Annotated in this window: 19 protein-coding genes; 9 read left to right on the top strand and 10 right to left on the bottom strand. The window is 68.0% G+C overall.

Translation table 11 applies throughout. The features are described from left to right. Positions 1-111 precede the first annotated feature (111 nt). Positions 112-426, bottom strand: coding sequence for an L-rhamnose mutarotase (locus EWE75_RS07680; RefSeq protein WP_130156111.1), 315 nt, complete (start codon positions 424-426; stop codon positions 112-114). Positions 427-548: 122 nt separating this feature from the next. Between EWE75_RS07680 and EWE75_RS07675 the strand changes: the two genes are divergently transcribed. The 5 genes from EWE75_RS07675 (at position 549) to EWE75_RS07655 (ending at position 7,149) form a co-directional block, all read left to right on the top strand. Next, a complete protein-coding gene (locus tag EWE75_RS07675; RefSeq protein WP_130156109.1) occupies positions 549-1,265 on the top strand; it encodes a FadR/GntR family transcriptional regulator in 717 nt (238 codons plus the stop codon). A 53-nt stretch (positions 1,266-1,318) separates the two neighbouring features. Continuing rightward, a complete protein-coding gene (locus EWE75_RS07670; protein WP_130156107.1) occupies positions 1,319-2,797 on the top strand; it encodes a UxaA family hydrolase in 1,479 nt (492 codons plus the stop codon). A gap of 101 nt (positions 2,798-2,898) precedes the next feature. Continuing rightward, entirely contained in the window at positions 2,899-4,206 is a 1,308-nt protein-coding gene (locus tag EWE75_RS07665; protein WP_130156105.1) for an MFS transporter, read from the top strand. Positions 4,207-4,291: 85 nt separating this feature from the next. Then, the gene (gene uxaC / locus EWE75_RS07660) at positions 4,292-5,704 is read left to right on the top strand and encodes a glucuronate isomerase (protein ID WP_130156103.1); all 1,413 of its coding nucleotides are present in this window, start codon (positions 4,292-4,294) and stop codon (positions 5,702-5,704) included. Then, positions 5,701-7,149: a mannitol dehydrogenase family protein gene (locus tag EWE75_RS07655; protein ID WP_130156101.1), complete on the top strand. Its 1,449-nt coding sequence runs from the start codon at positions 5,701-5,703 to the stop codon at positions 7,147-7,149. The genes uxaC and EWE75_RS07655 overlap by 4 nt, the downstream gene beginning before the upstream one ends. A gap of 93 nt (positions 7,150-7,242) precedes the next feature. Here the strand turns inward: EWE75_RS07655 and EWE75_RS07650 are convergent, their stop codons facing one another. The 6 genes from EWE75_RS07650 to EWE75_RS07625 all read right to left on the bottom strand — a co-directional run bounded on the left by EWE75_RS07650 (position 7,243) and on the right by EWE75_RS07625 (position 11,892). Continuing rightward, positions 7,243-8,085: an FAH family protein gene (locus tag EWE75_RS07650; protein WP_130156099.1), complete on the bottom strand. Its 843-nt coding sequence runs from the start codon at positions 8,083-8,085 to the stop codon at positions 7,243-7,245. A 48-nt stretch (positions 8,086-8,133) separates the two neighbouring features. After that, the gene (locus tag EWE75_RS07645; RefSeq protein ID WP_130156097.1) at positions 8,134-9,399 is read right to left on the bottom strand and encodes an adenosylmethionine--8-amino-7-oxononanoate transaminase; all 1,266 of its coding nucleotides are present in this window, start codon (positions 9,397-9,399) and stop codon (positions 8,134-8,136) included. Between the two features lie 76 nt (positions 9,400-9,475). Continuing rightward, positions 9,476-10,090, bottom strand: a complete 615-nt coding sequence (gene bioD / locus EWE75_RS07640; protein WP_130156095.1) for a dethiobiotin synthase — start codon at positions 10,088-10,090, stop codon at positions 9,476-9,478. Next, positions 10,087-11,211, bottom strand: a complete 1,125-nt coding sequence (locus EWE75_RS07635; protein WP_130156093.1) for an 8-amino-7-oxononanoate synthase — start codon at positions 11,209-11,211, stop codon at positions 10,087-10,089. The genes bioD and EWE75_RS07635 overlap by 4 nt, the downstream gene beginning before the upstream one ends. 41 nt (positions 11,212-11,252) lie before the next feature. Further along, positions 11,253-11,642 carry a type II toxin-antitoxin system death-on-curing family toxin gene (locus tag EWE75_RS07630; RefSeq protein ID WP_130156092.1) on the bottom strand — a complete coding sequence of 130 codons (390 nt, stop codon included), beginning with the start codon at positions 11,640-11,642 and terminating at the stop codon, positions 11,253-11,255. Between the two features lie 4 nt (positions 11,643-11,646). Continuing rightward, positions 11,647-11,892: an AbrB/MazE/SpoVT family DNA-binding domain-containing protein gene (locus EWE75_RS07625; RefSeq protein ID WP_069204174.1), complete on the bottom strand. Its 246-nt coding sequence runs from the start codon at positions 11,890-11,892 to the stop codon at positions 11,647-11,649. A 75-nt stretch (positions 11,893-11,967) separates the two neighbouring features. On the opposite strand from EWE75_RS07625, the gene EWE75_RS07620 reads away from it, so the two are divergent. After that, positions 11,968-12,921, top strand: a complete 954-nt coding sequence (locus tag EWE75_RS07620; protein ID WP_130156090.1) for a cation diffusion facilitator family transporter — start codon at positions 11,968-11,970, stop codon at positions 12,919-12,921. A 2-nt stretch (positions 12,922-12,923) separates the two neighbouring features. Here the strand turns inward: EWE75_RS07620 and EWE75_RS07615 are convergent, their stop codons facing one another. After that, entirely contained in the window at positions 12,924-14,102 is a 1,179-nt protein-coding gene (locus EWE75_RS07615) for an acyltransferase family protein (protein ID WP_130156088.1), read from the bottom strand. A 175-nt stretch (positions 14,103-14,277) separates the two neighbouring features. On the opposite strand from EWE75_RS07615, the gene EWE75_RS07610 reads away from it, so the two are divergent. The 3 genes from EWE75_RS07610 (at position 14,278) to EWE75_RS07600 (ending at position 17,878) form a co-directional block, all read left to right on the top strand. Further along, entirely contained in the window at positions 14,278-15,978 is a 1,701-nt protein-coding gene (locus tag EWE75_RS07610) for a DEAD/DEAH box helicase (RefSeq protein WP_130156086.1), read from the top strand. Between the two features lie 90 nt (positions 15,979-16,068). Further along, a complete protein-coding gene (hisC, locus tag EWE75_RS07605) occupies positions 16,069-17,166 on the top strand; it encodes a histidinol-phosphate transaminase (RefSeq protein ID WP_130156084.1) in 1,098 nt (365 codons plus the stop codon). A gap of 67 nt (positions 17,167-17,233) precedes the next feature. Further along, positions 17,234-17,878, top strand: a complete 645-nt coding sequence (locus tag EWE75_RS07600; RefSeq protein WP_231708266.1) for a DUF4893 domain-containing protein — start codon at positions 17,234-17,236, stop codon at positions 17,876-17,878. 15 nt (positions 17,879-17,893) lie between these two features. On the opposite strand, the gene EWE75_RS07595 is transcribed toward EWE75_RS07600, so the two are convergent. Both EWE75_RS07595 and EWE75_RS07590 read right to left on the bottom strand, forming a co-directional pair. Continuing rightward, a complete protein-coding gene (locus tag EWE75_RS07595) occupies positions 17,894-18,823 on the bottom strand; it encodes a right-handed parallel beta-helix repeat-containing protein (RefSeq protein WP_130156082.1) in 930 nt (309 codons plus the stop codon). 131 nt (positions 18,824-18,954) lie between these two features. After that, the coding region (locus EWE75_RS07590) for a transposase (protein WP_130156080.1) at positions 18,955-19,488 on the bottom strand (534 nt) is incomplete at its 5' end.

Here is a 19,488-nt window from a genome sequence, read left to right as displayed (position 1 = left end):
TCCCGCGAAAGCGGGAACCCAGAGCCAAGCAAAACGCCGATTGCGGCTCTTGGAACTCTGGACTCCCGCATGCGCGGGAGAACACTAAGGGGCTTTCGCATAGGTTTCGCGTCAGGCGTGGTGGAAGATCAGCGGCAGCGGCCATTCGCGCGGGCGGTTGTCGGCCTCGACCTCCATCAGCGGCGCCATATGATCCCACCACCGCTTCATCACCGGATGATCCGGCAGCGCGTCGCGGGCATTGTCCTCGGTCAGCTTGAGCACCGCGAACAGGCTCAGCGTCGCTTCGTCGAGGAAGATCGAGTAATCGTAGATTCCGCTCTCGGTGAGCAGCGCCGAAAGCTCGGGCCAGATCGCGTCGTGGCGCGCGCGGTATTCGTCGATCACGCCGGGCTTGAGCTGCATCCTGAAGGCGTGGATCGACATAAGCGGTCTTCTCTCCGGTCGTTGACGCGCTATCCTACGATGGCGCGCGTGGGTCAACGAGTCCGCCGTGATCTCGACAGGTCCGCCGGTTCGGAGCATGAGCACGCCAGGGGGAGAACGGCGTGATCGAAAAGACCAGCGCGGGCGCTGCGCCGCGAATCCATACCAGCGTCGCGCGCGATCTCGGTGTCGCGATCGTCAGCGGCCAGTATCAGCCCGGTGCGGTGCTGCCCGGCGAGATCGAGTTCAGCGCGCAGCTCAAGGTGTCGCGCAGCGCCTATCGCGAGGCGGTGCGGATGCTCGCCGCCAAGGGGCTGGTCGAGAGCCGCACCAAGACCGGCACCCGTGTCAGCGAACGGTCGCGCTGGAACATGCTCGATCCCGAAGTGCTCGCCTGGGCGTTCGTCAACGAGCCGCCCGAGCCGTTCGTGCGTAGCCTGTTCGAGATGCGGCTGATCGTCGAACCCGCCGCCGCCGCGCTCGCAGCGGTGCGGCGCACCGAGCCGCAGCTCGCGCGGATGGGGCAAGCGCTGGAGGGCATGGGGCGGCATGGCCTCAGCACGCCCGAGGGGCGGCAAGCCGATCAGGATTTCCACAGCCTCATCCTTCTCGCGACCGGCAACGAGCCGCTCGCGTCCTTGTCGAGCACGATCACTGCTGCGGTGCGCTGGACCACCGCGTTCAAATACCGGAAAAATGCCGTGCCGCGCGATCCGCTCGACGATCATGGCGCGGTGTTCGCGGCGATCGCGGCGGGCGATGCCGCACAGGCGCGCGAGGCGATGACCGCGCTGGTTTCGCTGGCGCTGGAGGACACCAACACGGTGCTGGGCGACTGACGCCAGCTTGAAAAAAGCACGCGCCTCGATTACTCAGACAATAGAGGTGCAAGATGCGAGCGATCAAGGTTGAACAGCGCGACGATGTCGCCGTGGCGATGGAAGCGCTGCCGGCGGGCGATCTCGTGACCGTGGGCGGCGCGGACGTGCGGCTGGTCGAGGATATTCCGGCCGGGCACAAATTCGCCGTGACACCGGTAACAGCGGGTCAGCCCGTGCTGCGCTATGGCTTCCCGATCGGCACCGCGCGCGCCGACATCGCGCCCGGCGCGCATGTCCATACGCACAACGTCGCGACCGCGCTCGCCACCGCCGGCAGCTATCGCTACGCGCCTGCACCTGCCGCAGCGGCGACCCCGCCGAGCGCACACACGTTCGAAGGCTATGTCCGCGCCGACGGGTCGGTCGGTACGCGCAACGAGATCTGGATCATCCCCTCGGTCGGCTGCGTCGGGCGCACGGCGGAGCGGCTGGCCGCGCGCGCTGGCGGCGATCTGCCCGCCGGGGTCGATGCCGTCGTCGCCTTCCCGCACCCGTTCGGCTGTTCGCAACTCGGCGATGATCTCGCCGGCACGACGCAGGTGCTCGCCGCGCTCGCCTGCCATCCCAATGCCGGCGGCGTACTGCTGCTCGGTTTGGGGTGCGAATCGAACCAGCTCAGCGGCATGCTCGACCTGATCCCGCCCGAACGCCGCGACCGTATCCGTGTGGTCGGCGCGCAAGCGTCGAGCGACGAGATGGCCGACGGGCAGGCGGCGATCGCCGAACTGGTCGCGCTTGCCGCCGAGGACCGGCGCAGCACTGTGCCGCTTTCGGCGCTGACGCTCGGCGTCAAGTGCGGCGGCTCGGACGGGCTGAGCGGCCTCACCGCCAACCCGGTGATCGGCCGCATCGCCGACCGCGTCGGCGATGCCGGCGGGCGCGTGCTGCTCACCGAAATCCCCGAAATCTTCGGTGCCGAGCAATTGCTGATGGACCGCTGCACCAGCCGCGAGACGTTCGATTCGCTCGTCGCTTTGGTCAACGGCTTCAAGGACTATTTCGTCCGCAACGGCGAGCCGGTGTCGGAGAATCCCAGCCCCGGCAACATTCGCGGTGGCATCACCACGCTCGAGGAGAAATCGCTCGGCGCGGTGCAGAAGGGCGGGCACGTCCCGGTCACCGACGTATTGCCCTATGCCGGGCGGGTGCGCCGCGCCGGCCTCACCTTGCTGGAGGCGCCGGGCAATGACGCGGTCTCGACCACCGCACTGGCAGCGGCGGGGGCGACGATGACGCTGTTCTCGACCGGACGCGGCACCCCGCTCGGCAGCCCGGTGCCGACCGTCAAGATCGCCTCGAACGCGGCGCTTGCCGCCGCCAAGCCGGGCTGGATCGATTTCGATGCCGGCGCGGTGCTCGACGACGGTCTCGATGTCGCCGCCGACCGGCTGCTCGACCGGATCATCGCGATCGCTTCGGGCGCGCAGACCCGCAACGAGATCAACGACGAACGCGCCATCGCGATCTGGAAGCGCGGCGTGACGCTCTGACGCGCGGGCGAAGCGGCTATACAGCGCGTGGAAACCGCATTATCTGATTCCGCAGTTCCATATCGTAAAGCATGCCGGTCGATCATGCGAAGGGGAGAGCGATGACGTCTGCGGAAGCCCAACAATTGACACCGGTGTCTAAAATCGCGCCGCCCAATGGCCGCTATCGCTGGGTAATTTGCAGCCTGCTGTTCGCCGTCACCGCGATCAACTACGTCGATCGGCAGATGATCGGCGTGCTCAAGCCGGTGCTGGCGAGCGACCTGCACTGGACCGAGATCGACTATGCCAATGTCGTGTTCTGGTTCCAGGCGGCTTATGCGATCGGCTATATCGGCTTCGGCCGCTTCGTCGACGTGGTCGGCGCGCGGGTCGGCTATGCGGTCGCCTTCGCGATCTGGACCGCCGCGCACATCGCGCACGGCGCGGTCAACAGCATCACCCAGTTCGCGATGGCGCGCTTCGCGCTCGGCATCGGCGAATCGGGCAACTTCCCGGTCGCGATCCGCGCCGTCACCGAATGGTTTCCGGCGCGCGAGCGTGCCTTCGCGATCGGCGTGTTCAATGCCGGAGCGAACGTCGGCGCGATCGTCACGCCATTGCTCGTGCCGTGGCTGGTCGCGCTGTACGGCGGCAACTGGCGGCCGGCGTTCGTCATCACCGGCGTGGTCAGCCTCGTCTGGCTGGTCGCGTGGGTCATCCTGTACCGTTCGCCCGCGAAACATGCGCGCGTCTCGCCAGAAGAGCTCGCCTGGATCGAGCAAGACCCCGCCGATCCGACCACGCCGATGCGCTGGCGCGACATCATCCGCTTCCGTGAGACCTGGGCCTATGCGGCGGCGAAATTCTGCATCGATCCGGTCTGGTGGTTCTATCTGTTCTGGCTGCCGGGCTATCTCGGCGAGCGCTATCACCTCGATCTCAAGTCGTTCGGGCCGCCTTTGGTCGTGGTGTATCTGATGTCGGATGTCGGCTCGGTCGTCGGCGGCTGGCTGTCGGGGCGGATGATGAAGGCGGGCTGGAGCGTCAACGCCGCGCGCAAGACGACGATGCTGATCTGCGCGTGCGCGATTCTGCCGATCTTTGCGGTGCAATCGATCGACAATCTGTGGACGGCGGTGTTCATCATCGGTCTGGCGACCGCCGGGCATCAGGCGTTTTCGGCGAACCTCTACACCTTGCCGTCCGATCTGTTCCCGCGCTCGGCGGTGGGTTCGGTGATCGGCATCGGCGGCGCGATCGGCGGGGTCGGCGGCATGCTGTTCTCGCTCTACATCGGTCGCGTGCTTCAGGAGCTTGGCAGCTACGCGCCGATCTTCCTCGTCGCCGCCGCCGCCTATTTCGCTGCGCTGCTGATCGTGCAGATGCTGTCGCCGCGGCTTGCCCGCGTTTCGATCGCGCCTGTGTAAAATTGGTCAGACACGGCTCTTTCCGCGCGGCGCGCGCGCGGTTAAGGCTGACGCATCGCTTACCGTATTCGGACCTGTCGCCCGTATGACAAAACCGCTCACGCTCCACCCCGATCGGCTGTTCCCCGCCGAGCCGACCGTCCGCGACATCGCCCGGCGGCTCTATGCCGGCGTCGCCGATCTGCCGATCGTCAGCCCGCATGGTCATACCGATCCGGCGTGGTTCGCGACCAATGAACCGTTCAGCGATCCGTCATCGCTGCTGATCGTGCCCGATCATTACGTGTTCCGCATGCTGTTCAGCCAGGGAACGTTGCTCGAAACGATCGGCGTGCCGACCGTCGATGGCAGCCTGACCGAGACCGATTCGCGCAAGATCTGGCATGTGCTCGCCAGCAACTATCATCTGTTTCGCGGCACGCCCTCGCGGATGTGGCTCGACTGGGTGTTCTCGGCTGTGTTCGGGCTCGACGTGCTGCTCGATGCCGAGACCGCCGACCTCTATTACGACACGATCGACGCCGCGCTGAAGACCGAGGCGTTCCGTCCGCGCGCCTTGTTCGAACGCTTCAACATCGAAGCGATCGCCACCACCGAAAGCCCGCTCGATCCACTCGTCCACCACGCCGCGATCCGCGCGAGCGGCTGGGGCGGGCGAGTCGTTACCGCCTATCGGCCCGATCCGGTGGTCGACCCGGAGGCGGCCAAGTTCGCCGATAACGTCCGCCGTTTCGGCGAGACCGCCGGCGCGGACGTTTCGAGCTGGGACGGCTATCTCGCCGCGCACCGCTTGCACCGCGCGCGCTTCCGCGAGGCCGGCGCGACCTCGACCGACCACGGCCACCCGTCGGCGCGCACTGCCGATCTCGCGCCCGAAGACGCCGCCGCGCTCTACGCGCGCGTGCTGGTGGACGCGACGCCTGAGGATGCCGAACTGTTCCGCGCGCAGATGCTCACCGAAATGGCGCGGATGAGCATCGAAGACGGCATGGTGATGCAGCTTCACCCCGGCGTCCACCGCAACCACAATGCCGCCGTGCTGGCGCGCTTCGGCCGCGACAAGGGCGCCGACATCCCGACCGAGGGCGAGTTCGTCGATGCGCTCAAGCCGCTGCTCGATCGCTTCGGCACCGATCCCCGGCTGACGCTGATCCTCTTCACGCTCGACGAGGATGTCTACAGCCGCGAACTGGCGCCGCTCGCCGGCCATTATCCGTGCCTGCGGCTCGGCCCGCCGTGGTGGTTCCACGACAGCCCCGAGGGCATGCGCCGCTTCCGTGAACGCACCACCGAGACCGCCGGTTTCTACAACACGGTCGGCTTCAACGACGATACCCGCGCCTTCCTGTCGATCCCGGCGCGGCACGATGTCGCGCGGCGGATGGATTGCGTGTGGCTCGCGCAGCTCGTCGCCGAGCATCGCTTGCCCGAGGACGAGGCGCATGAAGTCGCGCACGCGCTCGCGTATGATCTCGTCAAAAAGGCGTACAAGCTGTGAGGCTCTCCAACGAAACGCTCAGCCGTCTGCCCGCCGACATCGCGCGCCCGGCTTATGACCGGAGTGCGGTGAAGCGCGGCGTCGTCCATCTCGGCATCGGCGCGTTCCACCGCGCGCATCAGGCGGCCTATTTCGAGGCGGCGCTGGCGGCGGGCGATCTGCGGTGGGGCATCACCTCGGTATCGTTGCGCTCAGCCGGGGTGCGCGATCAACTCGCCCCGCAGGATTGCCTGTATGCGCTGGTGGTGCGCGACGGTGACGCGCGCAGCGTGGCGATCGTCGGTGCCGAACAGGCGGTGCTGGTCGCGCCCGAAGACCCCGCCGCCGTCATCGCCGCGCTCGCGCATCCCGAGGCGCGGATCGTCACGCTGACGATCACCGAGAAAGGCTATAAGCTCGATCGTGCCAAGGGCATTTTGCTCGCCGACGATGCCGATGTCGCCGCCGATTGCGCCTCGCTCGCCGCACCGCGCACCGCGCCGGGCTTCCTCGCCGCCGGCCTCGCCGCGCGCCGCGCCGCTGGCCTCGGGCCGCTGACGGTGATCTCGTGCGACAACCTGCCGCACAATGGCGCTTTGTTGCGTGAAGCGGTGCTGGCGGTCGCGCGCGCGAACGATCCCGCGCTCGCCGAGTGGATCGCCGCCGAAGTCGCCTTCCCGGCATCGATGATCGACCGTATCGTCCCCGCCACCACCGATGCCGACATCGCCGCACTCGCGACCGATCTCGGCGTGGAAGACCGGGCGATGGTCAAGACCGAGCCGTTCACGCAGTGGGTGATCGAGGACCGCTTCGTCACCGAACGCCCCGATTTCGCCGCGCTCGGCGTGCAGCTTACCGAGGCCGTCGCACCGTGGGAGGACGCCAAGCTCCGCCTGCTCAACGGCGCGCATTCGGGCATCGCCTATCTCGGCGCGCTCGCCGGCGACGACTTCGTCCATGATTTCGTCGCGACCGCCGCCGGGCGCGGCTTCGTCGAGGCATTGTGGGACGAGGCACAGACCACGCTTAATCCGCCCGAGGGGCTCGACATCGCCGCCTATCGCACTGCACTGATGGGCCGCTTCGCGAACAGCGCGCTCCAGCACCGCACTCGCCAGATCGCGATGGACGGCTCGCAGAAGCTCCCGCAGCGCCTGCTCGCGACGATCGCCGAACGCCGCGCGGGCGGCGCTTCGGTCGATGCGCTCGCGCTGGCGGTGGCGGCGTGGATGCGCTGGCAGGCGGGCGTGACCGATGCCGGCGAGACGTTCACGATCGACGATCCCGCCGCAGAGACGCTTGGCGCGCTGTCGGCAGGGGCGGCGGATACGGGCGCGCGGGTGGACGCTTTGCTCGGGTTCTTCGGCTTCGAAGTGGATGCCGACTTGCGCGAGACGTTGGTGGGGCATCTGACCACGCTGGAAACCGAAGGCGCGCGCGGGGCGGTAAGCCGCTTCGGCTGACGTCTCCTCCCAACCGCTCGTGTCGAGCGAAGTCGAGACACCTGCGCTTCGTTGCGGTCCCTCGACTTCGCTCGGGGCAAACGGAAGTGACGGCTAACTCTTCGCCCGCACCCTCGGCGCAAAGGCGATCGGGTTGCGCATCGGCAGCGTGAAGCCGGTTGCGGTCGCCTCGAACGCATCGTCGGGCTGGGTGCGTACCGCCGCCTCCGCGTCGCCGCTTGTCCCGACGAAGAAATGCACCAGCACATCGCCCGGCCGCCCGACGATGCCGCCTTCGAACCGTCGGCGTTCGAGTTCGGCGATCGGGTGCGGGAGATGCGCGTTGCCCGCGCCGAAGCGACGTTCGCGCTCGACCACGCCGTCGCGGAGTACCCGGCTCGTCACGATGATCTCCTCCGGCAAGGTGCGGAGCAGCACCTCGGGGCCGAGCGCGGTCGGGCGTGGGCTGAGCTGCGCGGGGAAGTGGCGGTGGGTGCGCGCGGCGGCATGATCGTGGAAGCGGTTGCCGAGCACGAAGCCGATCCGCACCGGCGTGCGATCCGCCGCGATCAGATACAGGCCGGCGATCTCGGGCCGCTCGCTGCCGTCGAGCGCGAATTCGGGCACGGTCAGCACGATGCCCGGCCCGGCCAGCGAACGCCCGTCGCCGCGATAGCGCCACCCCGAATCGCGGCTTGCCGCCGCCGCACCGCTGTCGCTGACATGCAGCCGCGCCGGATCGGGCAGGTCGATCGGCGCGAGCAGCCGCACCATCCGCAGGTTGAGCGGCTCGCCAAGCCGCGGCGCCGCCGCGTCGGCGAGCGGTACGCCCGTCTCCAGCGCATGCTCGGCGAGATCGGCCAAGGTCGCGGCGCCCTTGATGCGCCGCGCGAACCCGCCGATCAGCGCAGCGACTCCGCGGGCGCCGTCTTCGAACTGGATCAGGCTGTCGATCATCGGCCTTCGCGTCCCTTTACCCGGAAGCTACTCCGCGCCCGCGCCGGGTCAATCGATTTGTCGGACAGCGAGCATCGCGCAGGAGTCGCCGATCGCGGCATAGATCGCGTCGAGATCGGCGTCGTCGATGCAATACGGCGGCATCACATAGACGGTGTTGCCGAGCGGACGCAGCAGCAGATCGCGCTCGCGAAAGAAGCCGAGCAGGCGCGGCCCCAAGGTCGAGAGATAGCCGCCATTCGGGTCAGCGATCTCAAGCGCGGTAACCGTGCCGAGCTGACGCTTGCCGCCGATCGCGGGGTGATCGAGCGCCGCCAGCCGCGATGCCTGCCGCCGCGACAAATCGGCGATCCGCGCGGCGACCGGCTCGTCGCGCCAGATCTCCAGATTGGCGAGCGCGGCGGCGCAGGCGATCGGGTTGGCGGTGTAGCTCGACGAGTGGAAGAACATCGTCGCGCGGTCCTGCGAGCAATGCGCGGCGTAGATCGGCTCGGTCGCCAGCGTGACGGCGAGCGGGATCGCGCCGCCAGTCAGCCCTTTCGACAGGCACAGGATGTCGGGCACCACACCCGCCTGCTCGCACGCCAGCAAGGTGCCGGTGCGGCCCCAGCCGGTCATCACCTCGTCGGCGATGAACAATACGCCATGCGTCGCGCAGATGTCGCGCATCGTCGCGAGCGTCTCGGGCGAATAGATCAGCATCCCGCCCGCGCCGAGCAGCAGCGGTTCGACGATGAACGCCGCTGCGCCCGCCCGGCATTCCGCCTCAAGCGCGTCGAGCGTCGCCTGTTCATGCCCGGCGGCGGGGAAGGGGATCGTGCCGACGTCGAACAGCAACGGCGCATACGCCCGGTTGAACACCCCACGCGCGCCGACCGACATCGCCCCGATCGTGTCGCCGTGATAGCTGTGTTCGAGCACGAGGATGCGGTGGCGCGGCTCGCCTCGGTTCGCCCAGAAGCCCAGCGCCATCTTGAGCGCGACCTCGACGCTGGTCGACCCCGAATCCGAATAGAACACGCGAGTGAGCGCGGGCGGCAGCATCGCGGTCAGCCCGCGCGCGAGCGCTTCGGCGGGTTCGTGCGTCCAACCCGCGAAGATGATCTGGTCGAGCTTCTGCGTCTGCGCGGCGATCGCCGCCATGATGCGCGGGTTGCGATGGCCGTGCGTCGTCACCCACCACGACGAGATCGCATCGACGATCCGCCGCCCATCCTGCATGTAGAGTGCCGCGCCCTCCGCGTGTGTGACGAGCGGAATTGGCTCGCCGAGGCCGTGTTGGGTGAACGGATGCCAGACGGGGGAGGGGGTCACAGCGCCCCTCCGTTCGTCCTGAGCGAAGGCGAGGGACGTGCCCCAAGCGCCGCGCCTCGATCACGAGCAGGGATGGTCATGCGAAATCCTCAAGGTCGAAATGCTCAGCGAACGCCGCCCGCAGGCTCTCCGCATCCAGCGTTTCCAGCCACGGCAACCGCCCCAGCCGCTTCACCCCGCCGATCGCCGCGATCGTCGCTTCGCTGTCCTCGTTGGCGTCGCCGCTGAACGCCACACCGAGGATCGGCACCCCGCGCGCGCGCAACGCCTCGATCGACAGCAGGCTATGGTTGATCGTCCCCAGCGCGGTGCGGGCGACCACCACGACCGGATGCCCCCAGCGCGCGAACAAGTCCGCGAACAGCAGGTCGCGCGTCACCGGCACCAGCACGCCGCCCGCGCCTTCGATGACGAGCGGCCTGTTGACCGCCGGTGGTATCAGCCGCGCGGGATCGATCGTCACGCCGTCGATTTCGGCGGCGCGGTGCGGTGAGCAGGGCGTGTTCAGCCGGTACGCCTCGGGCAACACCCGCGTCACGCCGAGCGCGGTGACCCGTGCCGCATCGGTGCCGTCATCCAGACCCGCCTGCACCGGCTTCCAATAAGCCGCGCCGAGTGCCGCCGCGAGGCCGGCGGCGAACACCGTCTTGCCCGCATCGGTATCGGTGCCGGTGACGATGATCGTCTTCATGCCAGCGCCGCGCCGATCGCCCGCGCCAGTCCGTCGAGATCGGCGGTGGAGGCGTTGAGCGTTACCGAGATGCGCAGCCGCGACGATCCCGCCGGCACGGTCGGCGGGCGGATGCCACGCACGTCATAGCCCGCCGCCTGCACTGCGCCGGCGACGCGCATCGTCGTCGCATCGTCGCCGAGCACCAGCGGGAGGATCTGCGATCCGGTCGGCGCGACGCCATGCGGCGCCAGCGCTCTCTCCGCATATTCCACCAAAGCGTGCAGCCGCTCGCGCCGTTCGGGTTCGTCGGCGAGGATTCGCAGGGCGGCGCGCACCGCGCTCGCCATCAGCGGCGACGGCGCGGTCGAGAAGATGAAGCCGCGCCCGCGATTGACGAGGAAATCGCGCACCACGCGCGGGCCGCACACCAACGCGCCCTCGCACCCCAAAGCCTTGCCGCAGGTGCGCAGTGTGATGACGTTCTCGCGCCCTTCGAGAGCGGCGGCGAGGCCGCGTCCGTTCGGCCCGAACACCCCGGTTGCATGTGCCTCGTCGATCAGCAGGACGGCGTCATGCCGCGCCGCGACCACAGCGAGATCGTCCAGCGGCGCTTGGTCGCCGTCCATGCTGTAGAGACTCTCGACCGCGATCCACACCCGGCCGGTGCCGCCGCGCGCCCGCCATGCGCCGATCGCGTCGTCGAACCCTTGCGGATCGTTGTGCGCCGCCGCCACCGCCTCGGCACGGCCGAGCCGAATCCCCTCATGCGCGCTGGCGTGGATCAGCGCGTCATGCACGACGAGGTCGCCGCGCTGCGGCAGCGTACCGATCAGCGCCGCGTTGGCGGTATAGCCGCTCGAAAAATACAGCGCCGCCTCGCTGCCGAAGAACGCTGCCGCCTCGGCTTCGAGCGCATCATGCTCGGGATCGTTGCCGCGCAACAGCCGCGACCCGCCCGAACCGACCGCCACCCCACGCGCCAACGCCTCGGTCACCGCATCGCGCAGCCGGTCGGAGGAAGCCAGCCCGAGATAATCGTTCGAGGAAAAGTCCACGCCAGCACGCGGGAACAGCCCCCGCAGCCGGTCACGCGCGGCAAGCTGCGCGAGATCATGGGCATGGGCGGCGAGGATCGACATTTGCAACGTTCGTTAGCGCAGTTTGCGAAATGCTCAAGCGTCTAGGCGGCGACGATATTGTTCCGAAACCAGTCGCTCAGCGCGTCTACGGTCAGCTCTCCGGCGGCCAGCGCGAGGAAGGTCGTCACAAGTTCGACATCGCTGCACACCAGCCGATAGCCGTTGAGCATGAGAAAGGTTTCGCTCACCACCGCCGCTGTCCGCTTGTTGCCATCGGTGAACGGATGGTTGCGCGCGATCCCGAACGCATAGCTTGCGGCGAGTTCGGCGACATCGGGATCGCCATAGGCGACGAGGTTGAGCGGCCGTGCCATCGCGCTTTCGAGCATGCTCATGTCACGCACGCCAGCGGCCCCGCCATGCTCGGCGAGCTGTTCGCCATGCGCGGCGACCGCGACCGCAGGGTCGACCCAGATCCAATCGTGTGACACTGGTCTATTTCGCGAGTTCGCGCAGCGCGTTGCGGCGACGCTTCATCACCTCGCGCGCGGCTTCCATCTGCGCCGCGAAGCCGTCATCGTGGCGGGTGATCGTAATGCCGCCTGGCACATCGCTCAGGTCGAGCGAATCGCCAGCCTCGACGCCGAGTTTCGCCAGCACGTCCTTGGGCAGGATCACGCCGGTCGAATTGCCGACCTTGATGAGCTTCAGCGATTTGGCGAGATTGGCGGGTGCGTTCATACGCGCGTTATAACACACACACGCTTGGCCCTCAACCGTTCACCCGCTACGCCATCGCCGCACCGGGAGAACTGCATGTCGTCGTCCAAACAGGGGGAATCGAACCTCGTCATCTTCGCGGCGCTCGCCGCCAACCTCGGCATCGCCGTCGCCAAGTTCATCGCGGCGGCGATCAGCGGGTCGTCGTCGATGCTGACCGAGGGGTTTCACTCGGTCGTCGACAGTCTCAACCAGATCCTGCTGCTCTATGGGCAACATCGCGGCAAGCGTCCGCCCGATGTCGATCATCCGTTCGGCTACGGCCGCGAGCTGTATTTCTGGAGCTTCGTTGTCGCGATCCTGATCTTCGCGGTCGGCGCGGGCGTCTCGGTGTACGAGGGCATCATCCATATCGACGAGCCCGAGCCGCTGCGCGATCCGCTCGTCAATTATATCGTGCTCGCCGTCGCCTTCGCGATGGAGGGCGGATCGTGGTTCCTCGCGATGCGCGGGTTCGCCGCCGACAATCGCGGGCGCGGCTGGTGGAGCGCGGTGCGGCGCTCGAAAGACCCGGCGGGCTTCATCGTGCTGTTCGAGGATTCGGCGGCGCTCGCCGGTCTGCTTATCGCCGGCGCGGGTGTGTGGGCGAGCCACCATTTCAACGATCCGCGCATCGACGGCGTCGCCTCGATCCTGATCGGCGTGCTGCTCGGGCTGATCGCGATGGTGCTCGCGCGCGAGGCCAAGGGGCTGCTGATCGGTGAGGGCGCCGACCCCGCGATCGTGGCGGAGGTGCGCGCGATCGTCGATGCCTATCCGGTCATCACCTCGGTCAACCACGTCCGCACCATCCATACCGCGCCCGACAGCGTGTTCGTCGCGATCAGCGCGGATTTCGAGGATTCGCTGACGATGGGGGATGCCGAGACGATCATCGAGACGATCGAGACCGACCTCAAGGCGCGCCTGCCGATCCTGTCGTCGATCTACATCCGCCCCGAAAAGCGCGAGAATGCGGCGATCCTGCCGATGGTCGATCCGGCGGCGTAGCGCTACTCCGCCGTCACCGCCGTCATCGACTCGCGGCGACGCGGTCGCGCCACGCTGCGGGTGCCGCTATAGAGCAGGCTCAGCACCGGCGAGCGCTCGACCACAGCGGCGATGGCGAGCGTTGCTGCCAGCGTGCCGCTCGCCACCAGAACGAAGCTGATCGCCGGCGGCAGGCCGATGCCATCGGCGATCAGCGCCAGCCACACGATCACCGGCACATGGAACAGATAGACGACGAACGATCCACGCACGAGCCGGTCGGTGACCGGGCTGGGGCGATCGAACGATTGCCGCGCGACCGAGAGGATCACCTGAGTCACCAGAATTGCCGCGATCGTGCCGACGAAGCGGTAGAGCGGCGGCCAGCTATGCCCGTAGAGCGCGAGCGCCAGCGCGGTCGCCGCCACCGCCAGCACCGCGACGCCCGCCCGCCGCTCGCCCATCGCGGCGAGCGCGTGCGGCCCACGCTGGAGCGCAAGGCCGAGCCCGAACCACGGCAGCGCGCCGAGCAGATCGTCGAGGCGCAGGATTTCCTGCGGCAGCGTGGTGTTGAGGCCGGCGCTGTAGAACAGCTCGATCGTCACCGCTTCGAACAGCCCGACCGCGACGCCGAGCAGCAGCAGCGCGGCGAGCGGACGCTGCGCGCTCCAGCGGTCGATGCGTTCGGGCAGCGCGGCGGCGCGCAACCGTGGCCAAACTCGCGCCGCCAGCGCGGTCGCGCCGCACAGATACAGCAGCACGATGATGAACCACAGATGCCGTACCCAATAGCCGCCCGAGGTGAGCGACAGATGCCGCCACGATTCGAGCGCGTCGGCCGGCGCGAAGTTGGACAGTTCGCAGCCGATGTTGAGCACAGGGATGATCGTGATGAGGCTGGCGAGGAACGGAATGCCGAGCCGCGTCAGCCGCGCGCGGAACCAGCCGCCGGGCGGATATTTGGTCAGGCTCAGCGCCGCGAAATAGCCCGCGACCATGAAGAACGCCGGCATGCGGAACAGGTGGATCGCCTCCGCGACATAATCGAGCACCGGCGAATGGTGGTGCGTCGCGACGATCCAGCCGCCCATCTGAAAGGCGAGTGCGCTGTGATACGGGATACCGAGCAGCATCAGCGCCGCTCGAAGCGTATCCCAATAATGCTGGCGCGCGCCGGGGCGGCGGGGTGATCCTGCGTCCATAGCCCAGAATAACCGCGTCCCGGCTGAATGGCTCCGTAACGAAATATCCAGCGAACCGCCCAGGTGAACCGTTCGTCCCGAACCTGCCCGTTTTCTAAGGGCGTGCGTTTGTCCACGTTATCTGCTATGGAACCGCGCTCATCGCGCGACTTGCGCGTCCAGCATTCGGAAAATCATGCCTTTTACCCATCTTCCTGCGCTTCTTGGCGAAGCGCTCACCGCACGCGGGTATGCCGCGCCGACCCCAGTCCAGGCCGCCGTTATCGCGCCCGAAGCTGAGGGGCGCGACCTGATCGTCTCCGCGCAGACCGGCTCCGGCAAGACCGTCGCGTTCGGCCTCGCCATCGCGCCGCAATTGTTGACCGAGGACGGCACGCTGCCGCCGCCGCGCAGCCCGCTCGCGCTCGCCATCGCGCCGACTCGCGAACTCGCGCTTCAGGTCAGCCGTGAGCTCGAATGGCTCTATGGCAAGGCCGGCGCGCGCATCTCGACCTGCGTCGGCGGCATGGACGCCTCGCGTGAGCGCCGTAGCCTCGCCCACGGCGCGCATATCGTCGTCGGCACGCCGGGCCGCCTGCGCGACCATATCGAACGCGGCGCGCTCGATCTGTCGCAGCTCAAGGCCGCGATCCTCGACGAAGCCGACGAGATGCTCGACATGGGCTTCCGCGAGGATCTCGAACAGATTCTCGACGCGACGCCGGATGGCCGCCGCACGTTGATGTTCTCGGCGACGATGCCCAAGTCGATCGTCGCGCTCGCCAAGCGCTACCAGAAGGATGCGCTGCGCATCACCACCGTCGGCGAGGATCGCGGGCATGGCGATATCAGCTATCAGGCGGTCACGGTCGCGCCGCCCGACATCGAGAACGCCGTCGTCAACCTGCTTCGCCTCCACGAAGCCGAGACCGCGATTCTGTTCTGCGCGACGCGCGACAACGTCCGGCATCTCCATGCCGGGCTGATCGAGCGTGGCTTCTCGGCGGTGGCGCTGTCGGGCGAGCATAGCCAGAATGAGCGCAACGCGGCGCTCCAGGCGCTGCGTGACCAGCGCGCGCGGGTCTGCGTCGCCACCGACGTGGCGGCGCGCGGTATCGATCTGCCGACCGTCACGCTCGTCGTCCATGTCGAACTGCCGCGCGATGCCGAGACGCTCCAGCACCGTTCGGGCCGCACCGGCCGCGCCGGCAAGAAGGGCACTGCCGTGCTGATCGTGCCGTATCAGCGCAAGCGCCGGGTCGAGATGATGCTGCGCGGCGCGCGCATCGCGGTCGAATGGCTGCCGGTGCCGAGCGTCGATGACATCCGCAAGGCCGATCGTGAGCGGCTGATGACCCAGCTTCTCGAACCCGTAGAGGTCGACGAGGACGATCGCGCACTCGCCGCCAAGCTGCTCGAACAGAAGACGCCTGAGGAAATCGCCGCCGCCTTGGTGCGCTCGTTCCGCGCGCGTATGCCAGCGCCCGAGGAGATGCTCGCCGAGGGTCCGTCCGAGCGTGCGCCCGGCAAGGAGCATCACCGCGAGGGCTTCGACGACGTGGTGTGGTTCCGCATGGACATCGGCCGTCGGGAGAATGCCGATCCGCGCTGGATTCTGCCGCTGATCTGCCGCCGTGGGCACATCACCAAGAACGAGGTCGGCGCGATCCGCATCGCCGCCAACGAGACCGCGTTCCAGATTCCGCGCGGGCTGGCGAGCAAGTTCCTCGCCTCGGTCAAGCGCACGCAGGGCGAGGAAGCCGAAGGCAACGTGCAGTTCGAGCAACTCGCCAACGCGCCGCAGGAGGCGCCGCGCGGACCCCGCCGCGCCAACGGCCCGGCCCCCGTGCGCCCCGCCGCCCGTCCGACGCTGCGCAGCAAGCGCCCACAACGCTGAGCATAGCGCGGTTGGTGCCGATTAAGCACACCGGAACGCGACCTGCGCTCGGGACTAGCGCGGGTGGCATGCGGACGCTAAGCGACTGCCATGCTGGCACCCAAACCCAAAGACTGGATCATGGCGATCGCCCCCTACATTCCGGGGCGATCGTCGGTCGATGGCGGCGCGAAAGCCGTCAAGCTCTCCTCGAACGAGAACGCGCTCGGCACCAGCCCGAAGGCGATCGCCGCCTTCGCCGCGCATAGCACCGATCTTGCGCGCTACCCCGACGCCAGCGCGACCGAATTGCGCGCGGCGATCGGCGCGAAATATGATCTGGAACCGGACCGGATCATCTACGGCACCGGATCGGATGAAATTCTCCATCTGATCGCCGGCGCCTATGCCGGCCCGGGCGACGAGGTGATCCACGTCCGCTACGGCTTCACCGTGTACGAGATCGCGACGCGGCGCGTCGGCGCGCTGCCGGTGATCGCGCGCGACAAGGACTATGCGACCGACGTCGATGCGATCCTTGCCTGCATGACGAGCGCGACTCGCGTCGTCTTCATCGCCAACCCCAACAACCCGACCGGCACCTTCACCTCGCGCGCGGAAATCGCGCGGTTGCATGCCAATCTGCCCAACCGGGTGATGCTGGTGATCGATCAGGCCTATGCCGAGTTCCTCGATGCCGAGGATGACGATGGCGCGCTTGATCTGGCGCGCACCGCGCCCAACGTGATCGTGACCCGCACCTTCTCCAAGATCCACGGCCTCGCCGCCGAGCGGATCGGCTGGGGCTATGGCTCGGCCGAGGCGGTCGCGGCGATGCACCGTATCCGCGCACCGTTCTGCTGCACGATCGCCGGGCAGGCGGCGGCGATCGCGGCGGTGCAGGACGATGCGTGGGTCGAGCAGACGCGCGAGCACAACCGCGTGTGGCGCGCGTGGTTCGCCGAGGAAATCGGCAAGCTGAGCGCGGCGAGCCTGCGCGTGGTGCCGAGCGAGGCGAACTTCGTGCTGGTGCTGTTCGAGGGCGCGCTGACCGCCGAGACGGCCTACACACAGTTGATGGAGCGCGGCTATATCGTGCGCTGGCTGCCCGGACAGGGGCTGGCGAACGGGCTGCGCATCACGATCGGCACCGAGGACGAAACGCGCGGTGTCGCGGCGGCGCTGCGCGATATCGTCGCCGGGGTTTAAGAGCACGGCCTTGGCAACGCGCGGCCTGCGTGGTTAGGTGTGCGCCGATGACAAGGAAGACGGTCGCTTGAGAACAGCCGCAATCGTTACGCTCTTGTGCGGCTGCGCGGCGCTGGCCGGCTGCGGCGGCAAGGAGCGGCCCAAGCCGGAGGGCGCTGCGCCCGCCGCTGCCGTCGCGCCTGAGCAGAACTGGCGGTTGATCGCCACCGATGACGATCGCAACCGGCTGCGCGGCTGGCGCGACACCTGGCTGGCGGCGGTCGACAAGGCGCGCAAGGGCGGGCGCGGTGCCGCGATCGACGGCCTGCACGAACTCGCCGATGCCGACCGCGCGCTCACCGATCCGCTGCCGCCGGCCGGCGCGTACCGCTGCACGGTCTACAAGATCGGCGCGAACGGCACCGCGATGGCCGATTTCACCAAGTTCGAACCGACCGAATGCGAGATCGCGGGCGGCGGCGGGTTGTTCGAATTCCACAAAACCGGTGGCGTGCAGCGCCCCGACGGGCTGCTCTACCCGGACGGCGCGCGCGCGATCTTCCTCGGCACGATGGTGTACGGCGACGAGGACAAGCCGTTCCGCTACGGGCAAGACCGGCTGCGCGACATGGCCGGCTATATCGAGCGGATCGGCGAGAAGCGCTGGCGGCTGGTGCTGCCCGCACCGCGCTTCGAATCGATGCTCGACATCATCGAGATCGTGCCGGCGTAACGCGGTCGGGCGGGTTTACCGCGTCTCGAACGCGCGCACGCCCTTGCCGAGCGTGTTGGTGCCGATCGCGAGGCGTTCGTGGCTATAGTCGGCGACGAAGGCGGGGCTGCGGGTCTCGCCCGGCGCGAGGCTGGCGGTATTGCCCTCGATCCGCAAACCCGCCGCGCTGTGATCGTGCGCTTCGGCGGCGACGACGATGAAGCCGGTCCAGTTTTCCTTGTCGCGGCCCTGAACGAACGTGTTGCCGCGGATCGTGCCGGTCGCGCCGTTGGGCAGGTCGATCATGTAATTGGTCTTGTGCCCGGCGGTATCGTCGAAACTGTTGTTGGCGATCATCACGCGCGGCCCGCGTACCTTGACGTAATGCCCGCCGCGCCCGCGCTCGAAGCGGGAATTGGTGACGGTAACTAGGCCTTGCGTCTCCAGATAGATCGAATGCGCGCAGCTCGGGCTTTCGTCGCACTGGCCGAGGCCGGAGAAAGTGGTGTGGTCGATCGTGATCGGCATGTCCGCGCCCGCTCCGCCGAGAATGCCCTCCTGACTGTCGAGGAACATCGCGTTGCGCACGGTGAGCTCGCCGCGCTCGATGCGGATGCCCGCGCCGTTGCCGTCGCTGACGCGGAACCCCCGGAAGACGATGCCATCGACCACCGAGCCGTCGCCGCGCAGCACCAGCGCCGCCTTGCCCTCGCACGCGGTCTGCTCGAAGATCACGCGGCCGGGCGTGGCCGCCTTGAAAGTGATGTGCCCGGCCTGCTGGATCGCGCATTCGTGATAGGTGCCGGGCGCGATCAGGATCGTCGCGTCTTGCCCGCGCACCGCCATCAGCGCCTCGTCGAGCTTGGCGAAACCCTGCCCACCCTGGACGGTGAACGGCTGCGCGGGGCTTTGTGCCGCGACCGGCGCGGCGAGCGCGAGCAGCGCGATCGGCAGGATGTGACGCATGTACCGGACTCCCTTGGACGCGAGGGGATGCGCGCGCGGCGGGGATTTGAGAAGGCGAATTGAGGGTTAACCTGTTCCGTGTTCACAACCCCGAGAGTCAAACCAAAGCCGTTCGTGCCGAGCAACTGTGTTCATGCCGGCCGGTATGTTTGCTGTGATTTGAGCATGGCATTGAGTGTGATGATGAGTTTTCGCATGGTTGCGACGAGGGCGACCTTGGCGGGTTTGCCGTTGTCGCGGAGGCGCTGGCAGGTTTGTGCGAGGTGGCCTTTTTTGGAGCGTGCGATAGCGAGAGCGGCGAGGTAGAGGCACCTGCGTACAGCGGGTCTTCCGCCGGCGCACCGTCCGGGTTTTCGGGTGGCGCCGCTTTGCCGGTCGAAGGGGGCGACACCGACGAGGGCTGCGGCTTGTCGGCTGGAGAGCGCGCCGAGTTCTGGCATGTGCGCGAGCAGGCATGCCGCCACGATCGGGCCGATTCCGGGTGCCGAGCGCATCAGGCGTTCGCGTGTCGCCAGATCGGGGCTTGCGGCGATGAGGGCGGCGATGGCCTTTTCGATCCGCAGGGCGAGCGCCTTGAGGTTGCCGACCTGGGCTTTGACCAGGCGGCGCATGGCAGGGTCGTCGAGGGTCTCGAGCTGATTGCCGAGCTGGATGCGCTGGGCAAC

This window comes from Sphingomonas populi (genome assembly GCF_004208535.1).
Lineage (GTDB): Bacteria > Pseudomonadota > Alphaproteobacteria > Sphingomonadales > Sphingomonadaceae > Sphingomonas > Sphingomonas populi.
Note: the sequence above shows the minus strand (reverse complement) of the source record. Positions and strands in the feature narration are given on the sequence as shown.

Coding starts and splice junctions, on each gene's coding strand:
- EWE75_RS07680 (WP_130156111.1), bottom strand. CDS start 426: ATGTCGATCCACGCCTTCAGGATGCAGCTCAAGCCCGGCGTGATCGAC.
- EWE75_RS07670 (WP_130156107.1), top strand. CDS start 1,319: ATGCGAGCGATCAAGGTTGAACAGCGCGACGATGTCGCCGTGGCGATG.
- EWE75_RS07665 (WP_130156105.1), top strand. CDS start 2,899: ATGACGTCTGCGGAAGCCCAACAATTGACACCGGTGTCTAAAATCGCG.
- uxaC (WP_130156103.1), top strand. CDS start 4,292: ATGACAAAACCGCTCACGCTCCACCCCGATCGGCTGTTCCCCGCCGAG.
- EWE75_RS07650 (WP_130156099.1), bottom strand. CDS start 8,085: ATGATCGACAGCCTGATCCAGTTCGAAGACGGCGCCCGCGGAGTCGCT.
- bioD (WP_130156095.1), bottom strand. CDS start 10,090: ATGAAGACGATCATCGTCACCGGCACCGATACCGATGCGGGCAAGACG.
- EWE75_RS07635 (WP_130156093.1), bottom strand. CDS start 11,211: ATGTCGATCCTCGCCGCCCATGCCCATGATCTCGCGCAGCTTGCCGCG.
- EWE75_RS07625 (WP_069204174.1), bottom strand. CDS start 11,892: ATGAACGCACCCGCCAATCTCGCCAAATCGCTGAAGCTCATCAAGGTC.
- EWE75_RS07620 (WP_130156090.1), top strand. CDS start 11,968: ATGTCGTCGTCCAAACAGGGGGAATCGAACCTCGTCATCTTCGCGGCG.
- EWE75_RS07615 (WP_130156088.1), bottom strand. CDS start 14,102: ATGGACGCAGGATCACCCCGCCGCCCCGGCGCGCGCCAGCATTATTGG.
- EWE75_RS07610 (WP_130156086.1), top strand. CDS start 14,278: ATGCCTTTTACCCATCTTCCTGCGCTTCTTGGCGAAGCGCTCACCGCA.
- hisC (WP_130156084.1), top strand. CDS start 16,069: ATGCTGGCACCCAAACCCAAAGACTGGATCATGGCGATCGCCCCCTAC.
- EWE75_RS07595 (WP_130156082.1), bottom strand. CDS start 18,823: ATGCGTCACATCCTGCCGATCGCGCTGCTCGCGCTCGCCGCGCCGGTC.